The organism is Brevibacterium sp. K72, from assembly GCF_050562175.1.
Taxonomy (GTDB): Bacteria; Actinomycetota; Actinomycetes; order Actinomycetales; family Brevibacteriaceae; genus Brevibacterium; species Brevibacterium casei.
This window is the reverse complement of record NZ_CP191582.1, coordinates 2273084-2288929: the sequence shown is the minus strand read 5'-3', so window position 1 is coordinate 2288929 and position 15846 is coordinate 2273084. Positions and strand designations below refer to the sequence as shown.

Annotated in this window: 11 protein-coding genes; 5 read left to right on the top strand and 6 right to left on the bottom strand. The window is 68.5% G+C overall.

The features are described 5' to 3' along the window. Window positions 1–18: 18 nt before the first annotated feature. Both ACQ1RG_RS10220 and ACQ1RG_RS10215 read right to left on the bottom strand, forming a co-directional pair. Window positions 19–2697, bottom strand: a complete 2679-nt coding sequence (locus ACQ1RG_RS10220; protein WP_063250229.1) for an AAA family ATPase — start codon at window positions 2695–2697, stop codon at window positions 19–21. Further along, window positions 2694–3818, bottom strand: a complete 1125-nt coding sequence (locus ACQ1RG_RS10215; protein WP_430600094.1) for a metallophosphoesterase family protein — start codon at window positions 3816–3818, stop codon at window positions 2694–2696. The genes ACQ1RG_RS10220 and ACQ1RG_RS10215 overlap by 4 nt, the downstream gene beginning before the upstream one ends. 152 nt (window positions 3819–3970) lie before the next feature. On the opposite strand from ACQ1RG_RS10215, the gene ACQ1RG_RS10210 reads away from it, so the two are divergent. From ACQ1RG_RS10210 to ACQ1RG_RS10200, 3 genes are all read left to right on the top strand, one after another. Next, on the top strand, window positions 3971–4876 hold the full coding sequence (locus tag ACQ1RG_RS10210) for an ABC transporter ATP-binding protein (RefSeq protein ID WP_063250227.1): 906 nt from the start codon (window positions 3971–3973) through the stop codon (window positions 4874–4876). 71 nt (window positions 4877–4947) lie between these two features. Further along, window positions 4948–5985 (top strand): ABC transporter substrate-binding protein, encoded by a 1038-nt coding sequence (locus ACQ1RG_RS10205; RefSeq protein ID WP_131248399.1) that lies wholly within the window; start codon window positions 4948–4950, stop codon window positions 5983–5985. Continuing rightward, on the top strand, window positions 5982–8105 hold the full coding sequence (locus ACQ1RG_RS10200; protein ID WP_131248400.1) for an iron ABC transporter permease: 2124 nt from the start codon (window positions 5982–5984) through the stop codon (window positions 8103–8105). The genes ACQ1RG_RS10205 and ACQ1RG_RS10200 overlap by 4 nt, the downstream gene beginning before the upstream one ends. Before the next feature lie 87 nt (window positions 8106–8192). On the opposite strand, the gene ACQ1RG_RS10195 is transcribed toward ACQ1RG_RS10200, so the two are convergent. Beyond that, window positions 8193–9590, bottom strand: coding sequence for an SLC13 family permease (locus tag ACQ1RG_RS10195; protein ID WP_131248401.1), 1398 nt, complete (start codon window positions 9588–9590; stop codon window positions 8193–8195). Between the two features lie 87 nt (window positions 9591–9677). Beyond that, window positions 9678–10826, bottom strand: a complete 1149-nt coding sequence (locus ACQ1RG_RS10190) for a PrpF domain-containing protein (RefSeq protein ID WP_063250223.1) — start codon at window positions 10824–10826, stop codon at window positions 9678–9680. A 113-nt stretch (window positions 10827–10939) separates the two neighbouring features. Between ACQ1RG_RS10190 and ACQ1RG_RS10185 the strand changes: the two genes are divergently transcribed. Beyond that, window positions 10940–11860 (top strand): LysR family transcriptional regulator, encoded by a 921-nt coding sequence (locus ACQ1RG_RS10185; protein ID WP_009374595.1) that lies wholly within the window; start codon window positions 10940–10942, stop codon window positions 11858–11860. Here ACQ1RG_RS10185 and ACQ1RG_RS10180 read toward each other — a convergent pair. Further along, window positions 11857–12762 carry a LysR substrate-binding domain-containing protein gene (locus ACQ1RG_RS10180; protein ID WP_009374594.1) on the bottom strand — a complete coding sequence of 302 codons (906 nt, stop codon included), beginning with the start codon at window positions 12760–12762 and terminating at the stop codon, window positions 11857–11859. The two genes, ACQ1RG_RS10185 and ACQ1RG_RS10180, sit on opposite strands and share 4 nt — an antisense overlap. A 113-nt stretch (window positions 12763–12875) precedes the next feature. Here ACQ1RG_RS10180 and mqo point away from each other — a divergent pair, with 113 nt between their 5' ends. Continuing rightward, on the top strand, window positions 12876–14444 hold the full coding sequence (gene mqo / locus ACQ1RG_RS10175; protein WP_009374593.1) for a malate dehydrogenase (quinone): 1569 nt from the start codon (window positions 12876–12878) through the stop codon (window positions 14442–14444). Here mqo and ACQ1RG_RS10170 read toward each other — a convergent pair. After that, window positions 14401–15813: an APC family permease gene (locus tag ACQ1RG_RS10170; protein WP_009374589.1), complete on the bottom strand. Its 1413-nt coding sequence runs from the start codon at window positions 15811–15813 to the stop codon at window positions 14401–14403. The two genes, mqo and ACQ1RG_RS10170, sit on opposite strands and share 44 nt — an antisense overlap. Window positions 15814–15846 lie beyond the last annotated feature (33 nt).

The window sequence follows — 15846 nt, the reverse complement described above, 5'->3', positions numbered from 1 at the left end:
TCGGCAGTATTCGAGCGACTACCCCAGACTCACGGTCGTCGCGCCGCCGACGGAGGCGAAGCGCTCGGGCTGGCAGGTGAGCAGGATGACCTGCGCGGACTCGCCGATGGTGCCGAGAACGACGTTGAGGGCGGCCAAGCGCTCGGGGTCGGCGAAACCGAAGGCATCGTCGAGGATGACCGGGGCACCCGCCGACGGGTCGACGAGGGCGGCGACGGCGAGCCGGCCGATGAGGGCCAACTGCTCCCGGGTTCCGCCCGAGAGCGATTCGAACGGCACCGTTGTCCCGTCGAGTGTCCGTGAGGCTATCGCGAGATCCTCGGACACCTCGACCGAGAGATCGGGACCGAAGATCGGTCGCCCGAGACGCTCGATCTGCGCCTTGAACGGCGCGACGTACTTCCGTTGGGCCTCATCGCGATGCGCGAGCACCGTCGAGCGGAGCAGATCGATCGCCCGCGCACTGCGCTCGAGACGAGCACATCTCCTCTGCGCTGTCTCGAGTGCTTCCTCGGCGCTCTTGAGCTTCTCGTAGATGCCCTCACCGGCCCGGTCGTCAATGAGCGCGGTGAGTCGATCGACCTCCTGCCGATCCTTCTCCCGCTGCGCCTCCTTGCTCACGACGAGCTGCCGGACGTTGTTGACCTTCATCTCCAGCGTCTGCGGATCCGCGGCGTCATAGGCGGACCGGGCCTCGGCCACTCGCGCCTCGGCAGCACGTGCCTGTTCGGTCGCGGCACTCACCGCCGACCCGAGCGCTTCGTCCGACTCTGCCGCCCTGGCCTCGGCGAGCGCCTTCTCCAGACGTTCGGCCTGCGTCCGCGCCTCCTGCAGGGTGGTCTGCGCGCGGACGGTCTCGACGCGAGCGTCGTCGCGGTTCGCTCGCGCTGTCTCGAGTCGCGCAGTCGCCTCGTCCATGTCCGCCTGGGCATCATCGACGGCCGTGTCAGCGTCGGCAAGAGCCGTTTCGAGATCGGCGACCGTCTCAGCAGAATCGTCGTCGTCGCCCGCGCCGTCCGTCCGCGCGCCGTCCGCCGACCCTTCGCTGTCCGATGCTTCGTCACCGGACTCCCCGTCGTCTCCGCTGCCGGCGATGAGCGCCTCGGCCCGCGCGAACGCCGCTTCGAGGTCCTCGCGCCCGTCCGCTCCGAGCAGGGCTGTCAGCGTCGATACGGCCTCCGCTGCCTCAGCCTCGGCGTCCGCGCGGCGGTGTGCCCGCTCCCGTGCCTGAGCGACCGAATCGACCTGCAGGCGCTCGAGCTCTGCCGAAAGCGCCGACTGCGCGGCCTCGAGCGTCCGGTCGAGCTCGACCGGGGACGCCCCGGGACGCACGGTGATGTCGGCGACCCCGTCGACGACGATGCGCACATCACTGACCACGGCGAGCTCGGTCTCCCTCGTCTCTTCGAGCTCCGCGCCATCGATGCGGACCGGAGTCTCACCGAGGCGGCGGGCGACGATCTGCGCCGCAGCGGAGGTCTTCGCGCTCTCGGCGATGCGCACGTCGGTCTCAAGCGAGATGAGACGGTCGACATCGGCCGCGGTGACGGCGATCGACCGCACCGTCGCCGCAGCAGTGGCCCGCCGCTCCTCCTGCACCCGGATCTCACCGAGGCGACGCCGGAGGTCGGCATAGTCACCGCGCGCCCGTGTCCGGGAGAGACGCTGCGCCGTACGCTTGGCCTCCGCCCGAGCCGCCTCGAGCACCTCACGGGCAGCGGTGACCTCACGCTGTGCCTGCGCGAAGGACTCGTCCTTCTCCGCCTGCGAAGTCTCGAGGTCGTGGGCACGCTCGCTCGCGGCGATCACCGTCTGTGCCGCAGCATCGGCATCGTCGACGAGGGCAGTCCGTCGCTTCCGCGCTTCCTCGGCCAGCGAGACGTCGCGGGCGATCGCCTCGGCGCGCTGCTCGGCGTCGGTGAGCGCGGACTTGAGTGCGTTCAGCGCCGCGAACTCCTCCTCAGCGGCCTCCTTGTCCGCGACCGCGGCAGTCAGCTGCTCGCGCACGGACTCGAGTCGGGCAGAGGCCCGAGCATGCCTCTCGACGAGGTCGTCCATCTCCGCGCTGCGCACGGTGAGCTCACGGTGGGCCTCCTGGGCCGCCGTGACCTCGGCGTCGATGTCCCGGTACTCCCCCGTCGGCCTGCCCGACTTCGTGAAGTACTTCGCATACTCGTCCTCGACCCGGTCGAGGAACGCATCGTGATCGGCGACCTCCGCCCCGGTCTCGCTGAGCGCGGACTGGAGCGCGCTGATCTGCGCCATCGGAGCCTGGGCGAGGCTCTCGCCCTGCGAGACATCGAGGGCGACGAGGAGGTCGACGTCGACGGTGTCGGCGAGGACGGAGAGGAAACGCTCGTGGGCCTCGTCTCCACTCAGCTGCTCGGGGCGCGGTCGCAGGATCTCCAGGGTGGTGTACTGGCCACGCAGCCAGCGCTTCGCGTATCTGAGCTCGATGTCGCCGGTCGTGAGGTGAAGGGAGACCTCGGGTCCTTCGTCGACGCCGATCGGCTGAGTGTCCTTGACGCTCGCCTTCTTCGAACTCGATTTGTCCTCTCGCAGGTGGGCGATCGCCTCGTGGATCGAGGACTTCCCCACTTCGTTGGGACCTTCGACGATGGTCACCCCGTCGGCGAAGTCGACGGTGGCGTCGACGATGCCGCGGTAGTTCTGCAGGCGGATCGAATGCAGTCTCATGTCCCGCTCCTCGCGAATCGGTAGAGGAGTCCCAGGGCATCCTGGGCGGCGGCGTCGTCGCCGGCGGCCCGCTCGGCGAGGTCGTCGAGGGACTCCTGGAGGTACCCGCTCAACCCGAGACCGGCGAAGTCCTCGTCGGCGGCGATGACGGCTAGATCCGTGTGCCGCTCCCACAGGGAGACGAGCGCGAAGAGGTCCCCCGCGTGGTCGAGGACCTCGTCGAGCCTCGCCTTCGCTGCCGTCGAGAGGGTGCCGCGGAGGATGAGCCAGAGCGCGGTGCGGTCCTTGTCGGCGATCGCCGCGAGCCGGGACTCGAGCGCGGTGACGTCCTCAGCAGAGTCCACGTCCTCCTCGATGACGACGAACGACCACTGGCCCACCGGCACCTTCTCGACGTCGACGGCATGGGTCTGCGGGTCGACGTCGACGACGAGGACGTTGCCCGGATCGTCCTCGCGCCGCGAGGTCACTTCCGGCGCGCCCGGATACCAGATGCGCTCGGCAACCTCGTAGGTCGAGTGCCGATCGCCGAGAGCGACGAACTGCGCCCGGTCCGCGTCGAGGACGCGGCGCAGGTTCGCCTCGTCGATCGTCGCCACTGACTCCCGGTCGGGATCGAGGCTGCTCACCGCCCCGTGTCCGGCGATGATGCGGATCCGGCCGGGAGCCACCTCGGCGAGGTCATCCGTCGCGGCCGCGACGAGGTCGTGGAGGGGGCGCTTCGAGAACCACGGAGCTCCGACGACCTCGGTGCCCGGCACCACCTCGACGGGAGCGGAGTCGCGGAGAACCCGGACGTGCTCTGGCTGCCGGGACGTGAAGGCCGGGGAGTCGTAGATCGACGCGGCATCGAGCGGATCGTGATTGCCCGGCAGGAGGACGACAGGCACGGTGAAGGCCGAGAGGACCTCGAAGGTCCGGGAGACGATCGCGCGATCGAGCTGGTTCGACTCGAAGACGTCCCCGCAGACGAGGACGAACTCCGCGCCCCGCTCCTCGGCGAGCTCGCCGATCCGGCGGATCGCGTCGAGCCTGGCCCGATGGAAGCGGGGCCTGGCCTCGGCGCTGAGGAAGTGCGCGGTCATGCCCAGCTGCCAGTCTCCGGTGGCGATGAATCTCATCGGTGCCCTCCTCACGTCGTCACCATCCTATGTATGGGCCCCAGAGTACGAGTCGGCACGGACACGGCCTGTGATGCTCGCCATATCTGCGCGGATCGCGGTCGATTCGCGCCGCCGCCCAGGAACTTAGGATAGGCTATGCAATTGTGAAGATGACAGCTCAGGCGCAGCCGTCCGTCCTCGATGCGCACGGCGGGGCGACGCTCAACGCGGCCCGCCTCCGTCTCGGCTACGAACGCCGTACGGTCGTCGACGACGTCTCGCTCTCGATCGCCTCCGGACGGGTCACTGCGCTCGTCGGGCCCAACGGCAGCGGCAAGTCGACCGTCCTGCGGTCCCTGGCCCGCCTCCACCCCATCGACTCGGGTGCCGTCTCGATCACGGCGGGCGGGTCGACGACACCGTCCTCGGCGCTGTCCTCGCGGGAGTTCGCCACGGTCGTCACCCTGCTCTCGCAGTCGCGCCCGCACCCCTCAGGGGTGAGCGTCCACGACGTCGTCGCCTACGGCAGGCACCCGCACCGCAAGCGCTTCGCCGCGCTCACCGAGACCGATCACGCGGCGATCGACAAGGCGCTTGCCCTCACCGGCACCGCGCACATGGCCGAGCGTCCCGTCGACCAGCTCTCCGGCGGGGAACTCCAGCGCGTGTGGCTGGCCACCTGCCTGGCCCAGGACACCGGGGTCCTCCTCCTCGACGAACCGACCAACCACCTCGACCTGCGCTACCAGGCGGAGATCCTCGACCTCATGCGCGAACTCGCCGACGACCACGACACGGCGATCGGGGTTGTCCTCCACGACCTCGGCCACGCCGCCGCCGTCGCCGACCACGTCATCCTCCTCGATGCGGGACGAGCGCGCGCGGTCGGGACCTGCGAAGAGGTGTTCACCGCCGAGATGCTCACCGAGGTCTACGGCCTGCCGATCACCGTCACCACCGACGAGGACACAGGCCTCGTGCGCGTCGAGGCTCTGCCGCGCCGACGGCGCCGACCCACCGCGCCCCGATCGCAGCGATCATCGGCGCAGCCGACCGCGGTCACCACCGCCCCCTGAACCGCTCTCCCCCTCCCTGTCACAGCCGGCACTCGTCCCCGGAGTGCGCCCACGAGAAGGAAGACCCACCCATGGCCACACTGCCACGCACCTTCGCCCTCGCCTCGGCGAGCGCGATCTGCGCCCTCGCACTCTCCGCGTGCGGGACCACCGACACCGACGCCTCGGCGGATGACGCCGCACAGAAGTCGACTTCGGCGTCGTGCGCCGACGACCAGACCGCGACCTCGACGGACCCGGTCTCGGTCACCGACGACACGGGCACGACCATCGAACTCGACAAGCCCGCGGCGAAGGTCGTCTCCCTCGAATGGCAGTACACCGAGGACCTGCTCTCCCTCTGCGTCGACCCGGTCGCCGCCGCCGACGTCAAGGGCTACACCGCGTGGGACACCGCTGAGAAGCTGCCGGAGACGACGACCGACGTCGGCACCCGTCAGGAGCCCAACGTCGAGTCGATCCTCTCGGCGAACCCCGACCTCGTCATCATCGAGAAGGAATCGCGCGACGACAAGGTCATCCAGCAGATCGAAGACCAGGGCGTGCCCGTCATGGTCATGACCGGCGCCGATGCGAAGGATCCGATCGCCTATATGAAGGACACGTTCTCCCTCGTCGCCCAGGCCACCGGTCGCAGCGAACGCGCACAGGCGGTGCTCGAGGACTTCGACGCGAAGGTCGAGGAGTCGAAGCAGGCCATCGCCGATGCGAAGCCCGAAACGACGGACTTCGTCTACTTCGACGGCTGGGTCAACGGCTCGAACGTCGCCATCCGACCCTTCGGTCAGGGCTCGCTCATCGGTGAGCTCGGGGAGACGATCGGGCTGACCAACGTCTGGACCGGTGAGGTCGACCCCGCCTACGGGCTCGGCCAGACCGACATCGAGGGCCTCTCCAAGGTCGGCGACGCGAACTTCTACTACACCGGCACCGAGGATCCCGAGTCCGAGGACTACGTCGAACTGCTGAAGAAGAACGACATCTGGGCGAACATCCCCGCCGTCAAGGAGGATCGGGCCACACCGTTCCCTGCCGGCATCTGGACCTTCGGCGGCCCGAAGTCCTCCGCACAGGCCCTCGACGCCTACGTCGGCGCCCTGACGAAGTGACCCAGACGTCCACCGACGCCGCTGAGACCGACGTCCGGGACGGTGCCGCGGCGCCGTCCCGGGGCGTCGGGCTCCTCGGTGCGCTCACGGCCACCGGGGTCCTCGTCGGTCTCGCCGTCGTCCTCCTCGTGCTCTCGGCGTGGCACATCACGCAGGGCACCTCGGGGATCGGTCTGCGCGACCTCCTCGGGGCGCTCACCGGTGCCGCCTCCCCCGCCGAGGCGGGCCCCAGTGTCCGCGACATCCTCATCGGGTCGCGGCTGCCGCGCGTGGGTGCCGCCGTCCTCGTCGGCATCGCCCTCGGCGTCGCCGGCGCGCTCTTCCAATCGCTGGCCCGCAACCCGCTCGCCTCCCCGGACACGCTCGCGGTCACCGGCGGGGCCTACTTCGCCGTCACCCTCGTCACCGCCTTCGGGCTCGCCGTCCCGGTGTGGGCCTCCGGTGGCGTCGCGTTCGCCGGCGGGCTCCTCGCCGCCGCGCTCGTCCTCGGACTCGCCGGCGGGGCCGCGGCGTCGACGACGAAACTCGTCCTCGCCGGCACCGCCACGGCGCTGGCACTGCAGGCGGGCACGTCGACGCTGCTCATCCTCTTCGCCGAGGAGACGACGAGCCTCTTCTCCTGGGGCTCCGGCACCCTCAATCAGCTCGACGGCTCGGCCGCCCTGCGCAGCGCCCCGGTCATCGCCGTCATCGTCGCCGCGGCCCTCCTGCTCGCCCGCCGCCTCGATCTGCTCAGCCTCGGCGACGACACGGCTGCGGTGCTCGGCGTTCCGATCCGCTCGACGCGGGCCATAGGCGTCATCCTCGCCGTCCTCCTCACCGCCACCGCAGTGACGCTGGCCGGGCCGATCGGCTTCGTCGGCCTCGCCGCGCCGGTGATCACCCGCCTGCTCGCGCGGTTCGTCCCGGTGCTCGCCAAGCATGTCGTGATGATCCCCGCGACCGCACTCATCGGGGCGATCATCGTCGTCCTCGCCGACGCCGTGTTCCGCGCGATCGTCGGAGCCACGGCCGCGATCACCCTGCCGTCCGGGGTGACGACGACCATCCTCGGCGCGATCATCCTCGTCCTCCTCGCCCGCCGGATGCGCACCACGGGTCCGGCACAGCCGACCTCGGCGGCGCGGAGCACGGTGCACGGTGGCCGTCGCGCCGCGCTCGTCATCACTGCCCTCACCGTCGGCCTCCTCGTCGCCACCGTCCTCGCCCTGCTCACCGGGGAGCGGTTCTACCTCCTCGGCGACGTCGCTCTGTGGCTGCGCGATCAGACGGCCCCGGTGATCGGCTTCGCCTTCGACTCCCGGGCACCGCGGGTCGCCGCTGCCCTCCTCGCTGGTGCCGCGCTCGCCCTCTCGGGCACGTTCGTCCAGGCCAGTGCGCGCAATCCGCTCGCCGAGCCCGGGCTTCTCGGCATCACCGGCGGGGCCGGGCTCGGCGCCGTCATCGTCGTCACCCTCGTTCCCGGCGCCACGGTCGTCCTCATCTCCACCTTCGGCATCATCGGGGCACTCGTCGCCTTCGCGATCGTCTACGGCCTGTCGTGGCGGGGCGGGATGAACACCGACCGCCTCGTCCTCATCGGCATCGGCCTGTGGTACGGCTTCACGGCTCTGACCACGCTCTTCCTCATCCGCGCGAACCCGTGGGACACTCCGGCGATCTTCACGTGGCTGTCCGGGTCGACGTACGGGCGCGTATGGGCCGATGTCGCCCCTGTCGCCCTCGTCCTCGTCATCGCGATCCCGCTCGCCGCGGTGTGGAGTCGGGAGCTCGACCTCCTCGCCCTCGACGACGACACGCCGAGGCTCGTCGGAGTCGCCCGCGAACCCGTCCGCCTCGGCGTGCTCATCACCGCGGCCGTCCTGGCAGCGGTGAGCGTCTCCGCGGTCGGCGTCGTCGGCTTCGTCGGGCTCGTCGCCCCGCACGCGGCGCGCGCCCTCGTCGGCAGCCGCCATTCCCGGGTCATCCCCGTCGCGATGCTCCTCGGCGGCCTCGGGCTCGTCGTCGCCGACGCCCTCGGGCGCACCGTCATTGCCCCCGCACAGATCCCGGCAGGCCTCATCGTCGCCCTCATCGGCGCTCCCTACTTCGTGAGGCTGCTCGCGCGGTCACGGGCCTAGGGAACGACCGCCTCGGCGAGGACGGCCGGCACATGACAACGGGTGGGCCCCTCCGTTCGGAGGAGCCCACCCGCGTCTGTCACGTCGTCACATGATGCCCGAGACGACGAGGAGCAGCCACGTGAGCAGCGGGGCGAGGAGGACGACGATCGCACCGTAGATGATGAGGTCGCGCCAGATCGTCTTCGCCGCACTGCCCTTCGCGTTGGCGATGATGAGGGCGCCGTTCGTCGAGAACGGGGAGACGTCGACGATCGTCGCCGAGATCGCGAGTGCGGCCATGACCGCGGTCGCGCTGAGCTCGCTCTGCTCGAGCAGCGGGATCGAGAGCGGGATGAACGCGGTGAGCAGCGCCGTCGACGAGGCGAAGGCGGAGCTGATGCCGATGACGTAGCAGAGGACGACGGCGACGAGGAGCGGGATGCCGATCGAGACGGCCATCGTCGAGAGCGAGTCGATGACGCCGGCCTTCGTGAGCAGGGAGATGTAGACGATCATGCCCGAGACGAGGAGCACCGTCGACCACGAGATCCCCGAGACGAACGTGTCCGAGTGCTTCATCGAGGTGAATGCGAGGACGAGACCGCAGGTGAGTCCGAGGAATCCGATCGGCAGCTCGAAGCCGACCGCACCGATGACCATGACCGCGATGAGGGAGAGCGTCAGCCACACCTGCGGGGTGAGGACGGAGCGCCCCACCGGCGCCGAGGTGGGTGCCGGGTCCACGAGTGTCGTTCCGCCCTTGCCCCACGACGTCCCGGTGCCCGCGGGGGCCGCCGTCCCGCCGAGGCGGCCCGCGGGTGCGCCCGCACCGCTCGAGGGTGTCGCCTCGGTGGGGCCGTCGGCCTCATCCACGGCCTCGGGTTCCGGTGTGGTGCGCAGACGACCGAAGACCCGCATCACGGCGACGGTGAGGATCGTGACGATGACGTTGATCGCATACGAGGCGGCGAAGAGGGCGCCCTGGTCGATGTCGAAGCCGTTCTCCGCGGCGATGTCGCGGACGATGATGCCCGAGACGGAGATCGGTGAGAACGCTCCGGCGTGGGCGCCGTTGATGATCATCGCGCCCATGACCACGCCGCTGTAGCCCGAGGCGGCACTGAAGCCCATCGCTGCGGGAGCCAGCAGGGCGACGGCCGCCGGGGAGAACGTGCCGAGGGAGGTGAGGATCGAGGCGATGACGAAGAAGATCCACGGGACGATGCCGAGGCGTCCGCGCACGGCGCGCACGGCGAGGTCGACGAGCATCTTGATGGTCCCGTTGCGCTGGGCCATGCTGAAGAAGAACGTCACTCCGACGATGGTGAGGACGATGCTCGCGGGGAACTCCTCGAGGATCTCCTTGTCGTCCATGCCGAAGACGAAGGTGCCGAAGAGGAACGCTCCGACGAACCCCATGATGCCGATGTTGATCGGCCACTTTGTGGCGGCGATGAACATCACCACCAGTACCACCAGGATGAGAATCTGGACGAGGGTCATGGGAGGTCCTCCAACTTCATTGTCAGTGTGATTGTCTCTGATTGCGGTTGCGTGGTGCCGTCCGGTCCGATGACCGAGCGGGTGGGGTCAGCCGACGAGCTGCAGTGCGGTGTCGGCGTGCGGAAGATCGATGTCGGCGGCGGCGATGCGCCTGGCCACGCGCCTGACCCCGAGTCGGGCGACGTCGCCGGCGGAGTCGAGCTGCACTTCGCAGGTGATGACCCCGGCGGGAGTGCCGATGCGGATGCTCACCTCGCCGCCGCGCGAGAGGAGTCGGTCCGGGCCGATGAGTGAGCGGACGAGGCTGCCGTCGACGAATGCCGCTCGGGCGAGGGCGATCGCCGCGGTGAGGCCGATCGCCGGGTGCGGGTCGAACATCGAGACCATCCGCACCGAGAGGTCGTAGGAGGCGGCGGCGACCCGCTCTCCCGTCGTCGTCGTGAAGTCCTCGGCAGGACCGATGATGCCGACCTTCGGAACGGCAGGGCTGGGGTCCTCACCGGGCAGGGTCAGCCCCATCGCCTGGGACGCCGACTCGCGGATGGCGAGGAGTTCGGGCAGGCGCAGGCGCACCTCGGGAAGGGTGTCGCTGCCGGTCATCCCGAGGTCGGTTGCGGAGACGAAGCATGCGGGAGCTCCGGCGTCGATGGCGCTCACGGTGACCGTGCGCCCGGCGGCACTGAGCACCGTCGTCGCCGCACCCGCGGGCAGAAGCTCCCCGGTCGAGGTGCCGTCGACGTTCTCGAAGAAGACGTTGACGGGCACCCCGGGCATGGCGCTGCCGGGGATCGTCTCGTCGCCGTCGGTGGGGATCGCCCGACCAGGGGTGGCCACCTCGGCGACGAGGACGGATCGGGTGTTCTCGTTGATCATCCTCACCTCGGTCACGTCTCCGCCAGCACGGACGAGCCCGTTCTGGATCGCGAAGAGCGCGACGGCCGAGGCGCAGTTGCCGCAGTTCGACGTGAACTCGACCGCGGTCTGCCCGATCCCGACCTGGGCGAAGAGATAGCTGATGTCGATGCCCGGGATCGCCGAGGGCGAGATGATCGCCGCCTTCGACGTCGTCGAGGAGGCACCCCCGACCCCATTGAGCTGCCGGTCGTCGCCCGACCCGAAAACCGCCGCGAGGGCGGTCGCGATCTGGGCTCGATCCGCGGGCATCTCATCGCCCATGAAGAGCCAGCACTTCGATGTGCCGCCCCGATACCACTGTCCGTGGAGTTGACCGTTCACGTGTGTCTCCTGAATCCGACGCCGCGGTGATGCGGCTTTCGATTCACGGTGTCACGCAGCATGATTAAGTTCAATCAACACTTTGTTACCTCGATCTAAGCTATGCTTAAACCATGAGTTCAGCGCCGTACAGCGTCGATCGACTCCTCCTCCTGCTTCTCGTGTTTCGGACAGGCAGCCTCTCCGCGGCCGCCGATGAGCTCGCGCTCTCCACCTCGGCGGTGTCGCAGCAGATGAGCAAGCTCGAACGCGAAGTCGGCCTTCCGCTCGTCGTCCGGCACCCGAAGGGGATGCGCCTGACCGACGCCGGACTCAAGCTCGCCGCGCACGCGATGACGATCGACAACGCACTCGCAGCCGCCCGCAACGACATGGAGGCCTTCGCGCAGCTCGACCGCGGCGAAGTGCGGATCGCGACGTTCCCGACCTTCGCCGCCTCGGTGATGCCGAAGGTCCTCCTCCACTTCCATGACCTCCACCCCGATGTCGAGGTCACCGTGCGCAGCTACCGCCTCGACCGCATCGGGGAGGCACTCGAGCGCCGGGAGGTCGACCTCGCGACACTCTGGGACTATCCGTGGGCGCCGATCGGGCAGGACATCCCCGTGCAGACCACACTGCTCAAGGAGCCGACGATGCTCCTGCTGCCGGCCGGGCACCGTCTGGCGCGCCGACGCATCGTCGATCTCGAGGAGGTTGCCGACGACCGATGGATCACCCGGTCCTCGCACCCGGTCGCCTCAGTGCTCGAGCGGATCTGCCGCGATGCCGGGTTCGACCCGGACATCGTCTTCGAGGCCAACGACTACCCGGAGCTGCTCGGCATGGTCTCGGCAGGTCTCGGCGTCGCAGTCGCCCCGCGGCTGGCGGTGCGCGCGCACGGTCCCGACGTCAGGGTCGTCGCGATCCGCGGCAATCCGGCACCGCGGCGGATCCTCCTCGCCAAACTCGCTGAACGCGTTCAATCCCCTGCCACTCTCGCCCTCGTCCGGTCCTTCCGCACCGTGAGCGCGGCGAAGGAGTGGCGGGGCTAGGACGCAGACCCCTCTCCCCACTCCTCTGCCGCCTCGGTGATGTAGTCGCGCAGCCGCGCGACGACCCGGCTGGGCCGGCGGACGGCGGAGACGAGCGCGATCTCCCGGACGTGCGTTCCCCTCAGCTCCACCTCGGTGAGGCCCTCGATGGGGCGGACGCTGCGCGGGATGAGGGCGATGCCCATGCCCCGACTGACGAATTCGCGGATCGTCGAGAACTCCGTCACCTCGGTCTTCACCTCGGGGACGAATCCGGCAGCCAGGCACCACGCGTCGGTGAGGGTGCGCAGGTTGTACGGCTCGGGGTTGGCGATGAACCGTTCGTCGGCGAGTTCGGCCAAGGAGATCATTCGGCGCCGGGCCAACCGGTGGTCGGCCGGGACCGTCGCGACGACGGTCTGACGTGCAAGGACCTCGTGCGCGAGCTCCCTCGGCGGCGGGATGATGATCGCGAGATCGAGCAGACCCGCCTGCAGGTCGTCGACGAGGACGGCTCCGTGGGCCTGTTTGAGGTCGAGGCGGATCCCGGGATGGGCGTCGCTGAAAGCGGCGAGAAGATCGGGGATGACCCCGGCGCCCATCGTCAGGGGGAAGCCGAAGCGGACGACGCCGTGGTCGGGATCGGCCGCCTCGGCGAGGTCGGAGATCGCGATCCCGATCTCCCGCAGCGGAGCCCGGATCTCCGCGACGAGGTCCCTGGCCTGCTGAGTGAGACCGACCGTGCGCCCCCGCGGGACGACCATCGGGACGCCGAGGTGGTCCTCGAGGCCGTGGATGCGCCGACTCATCGTCGACTGGGGGATGCCGAGGACCGCGGCTGCGTCGGTCATGTGACCGTCCTGATCGGCGAGTTCGACGAGTGCCCTGAGATGCGGGACGAGGGCATCGAGTTTTTCATCCATATTCGGATCATACTCATCGATCCACTCATTGGACGGATGATTCGTTTGGGAGGATCGTGGTGGTACGGCCCGGGAACACCCGCCCGTGACCTGCATCCGACATGGAGGACACCATGCCCCGCACACCGCGAACCGAGACTCTCCCCTATGCCGATGTCGTGCTCATCGGCGGCGGCATCATGTCAGCGACCCTCGGGTCGATGCTCGCCGTCCTCGAACCGTCGTGGCGGATCGTCGTGCTCGAGAAGTCCGTCGACCTCGCCTCCGAGAGCAGCGACCCCTGGAACAACGCCGGCACCGGTCACTCGGGGTTCTGCGAACTCAACTACATGCCCGATCCGAACGACGGGACGAAGCCTGCCGCGATCGCCCGGCAGTTCCAGCTCAGCCGACAGTGGTGGTCGCATCTCGCCGAGGCGGGCCTCGTCGATCCTGCGACGTTCATCCACCGCACGGCGCACATGAATCTCGTCTTCAGCGACCGCGACGTCGCCTACTTGCGCCGGCGGGTGGATACGCTGCGGACCGATCCGCTCTTCGCCGATATGGAGTACTCGGAGGATGCCGAGGAGATCGCCGCGTGGGCACCGCTGACGATGGAGGGCAGAGGGCCCGACGGCTCGGTCGCGGCCTCTCGGGTCCGCCGTGGCACGGACGTCGACTTCGGTGCCCTCACCCGGGCATTGACGTCGGTCATCACCGCTGAAGGCGGGGGCGAGGTGCTCACGGGGCACACCGTCACCGGTCTGAGTCGAGACGGTGACGGCTGGATGGTCACGGGGACGATCGGCGAGACGCCTGCGACCGGTGGCAGCCGGTTCGCGATCCGGGCGGGAACGGTGTTCGTCGGCGCGGGCGGCTTCGCGCTGCGGCTGCTGCAGAAGGCCCGTGTTCCTGAGGTCAAGGGCTATGCGGTGCTGCCGGTCGGTGCCGCGTTCTACCGGTGTTCTGTCCCCGCCGTGGTGAGACGCCACAATGCCAAGGTCTACGGGCAGGCCGATGTCGGCGCTCCCCCGATGTCGGTGCCGCATCTCGACAAGCGGGTCGTCGACGATGAGGAGCATCTCCTCTTCGGACCGTTCGCGACCTTCAGCACGAAGCTGCTCAAGCACGGTCGCCTCAGCGACTTCTTCACCACCCTGCGACCGGACAACCTCCACGTCGTCGCCGCTGCGGGCCTGCAGAATCTCAGCCTCGTCCGCTACCTCATCGGCGAGCTCGCCGCGAGCCCAGCGAAGAAGTTCGCACAGCTGCGCAAGTACTACCCGAATGCGCGACCGAATGAATGGGAGCTCATTCCCGCCGGCCAGAGGGCGCAGCTCGTCACACCCGATCCGAAGCGGGTCGGAGTCCTGCAGCAGGGCACCGAGCTCGTCGTCTCCGCCGACGGATCGATCGCCGGTCTCCTCGGCGCCTCCCCCGGTGCCTCGACCGCAGTGCCGATCATGGTCGACCTGCTGCGGCGGTCGTTCCCAGCCCAGTGGCGTCGGTCCTGGGAGGAGCGCATGATCGACGCCGTGCCCGACCTCGCCCGGCAGGACTGGAGCGCCGAGGCGGTGGCTGCCAGCGAACTCCGCACCGACCGAGCACTCGGGCTCGGCCGAGACGAAGCATCTGCCGCCGGAGAGTCCGAAGCGTTCAGTCGAGTTCCGGCTCGGCCATCGTCGGTGCCGAGACTCTGAAGGCGCGGGTGCGCACAAGCAGGAAGACGAAGCCACCCAGGGCCCAGACAACACCGACGATCTTCGCGTTCGCGTCAAGACTCAGCCACAAGGCGACATTGATGACGAGGCCGACTCCGGGAAGAACATATCCTGCCCAGACGCCGATTCTTCCTGCGGGTCGCAGATACTTGAACGTGGCCAGGATCAGCGAGAGGTTGACCGCTCCGAAGGCAACGTAGGCACCGAAGTTGATCAGCGAGGCCGCCGATTCCAGGTCGAGGAACATTGCCGTGGAGGCGAGCACGGCGATGATGACGATATTGACCACAGGAACTCCGGACCTGCGATTGATCCGTCCGAACACCCGCTCCGGCAAGGTCCCGTCTCGTCCCATGGCGTAGAGAAGGCGGGCCGCACTCATCTGTTGGGTCAGCCCGCAGCCGAGGACTGCGAACATGTACCCGCCGACGAACAGCGCCTGGAACGCCGCACCACCGATGTACTTCGCGATCTCCGGCGATGCACCGACGATGTCACCGACCGTCGACACATCAGGGAAGAGCACCTGCATGGTGTAGGTGACCACGACGAAGAACACGCCGGCAGAGATGACGATGACAATGATCGCGCGAGGAATGTCGACCGTGGGTCTGACCGCTTCCTCTGACATCGTGGTCACCGCATCGAACCCGAGGAACGACAGAGCGAGCAGAGATGCGCCTCCCAGAAGGGCTCCGGTCGGCACTCCGCTGGGATCGAAGGGCATCAGACTCAGCTCGCTTCCTCCAGCACCCACGATGATGTTCCGGACGGCGAAGAAGACGAATGCGGCAGCGACAACGAGCTGAACGACGACGAGGATGACATTGACCTGGGCCGCGAGTTTGACTCCGACGACGTTGAGGATCGTGCAGATCACGATTGTCGAGATCACCCAGATCCACGACGGCACCTCTGGCAGGACAGCGCCCATGTAGATCGCAGCGAGGAGAGCGTTGAGCATCGGCAGCAGAAGGTAGTCGAGCGTAGCGGCCCACCCCACCATGAATCCCACGTGAGGATTGATCGTCTCCCGGGCGTAGGTGTATGCGGATCCGGCTCGCGGATAGTACTTCGACATCTTCGCGTAGCTCAGCGCAGTGACGACGACTGCGGCGAAGATGATGATGTATGCCAAGGGCACACGTCCGTCGGTCGTTTCGGCAACGATGCCGAAAGTGTCGAACACTGCCAAAGGGGCCATGTACGCGAGTCCAAGGAAGACGATGTGTCGCAGTCGCAGGCGTCTGCGCAGTCTGCGGGCACCGTCTGCTTCAATCTCTTTCCTCTCACCGGGTTCGTACTCTTCGGCGTTCGTCGAACGGTTCTTCGTTGAATCGGTTCGCATTGTTCTGCCTTCCAGATGATTCGTCGGATGGAG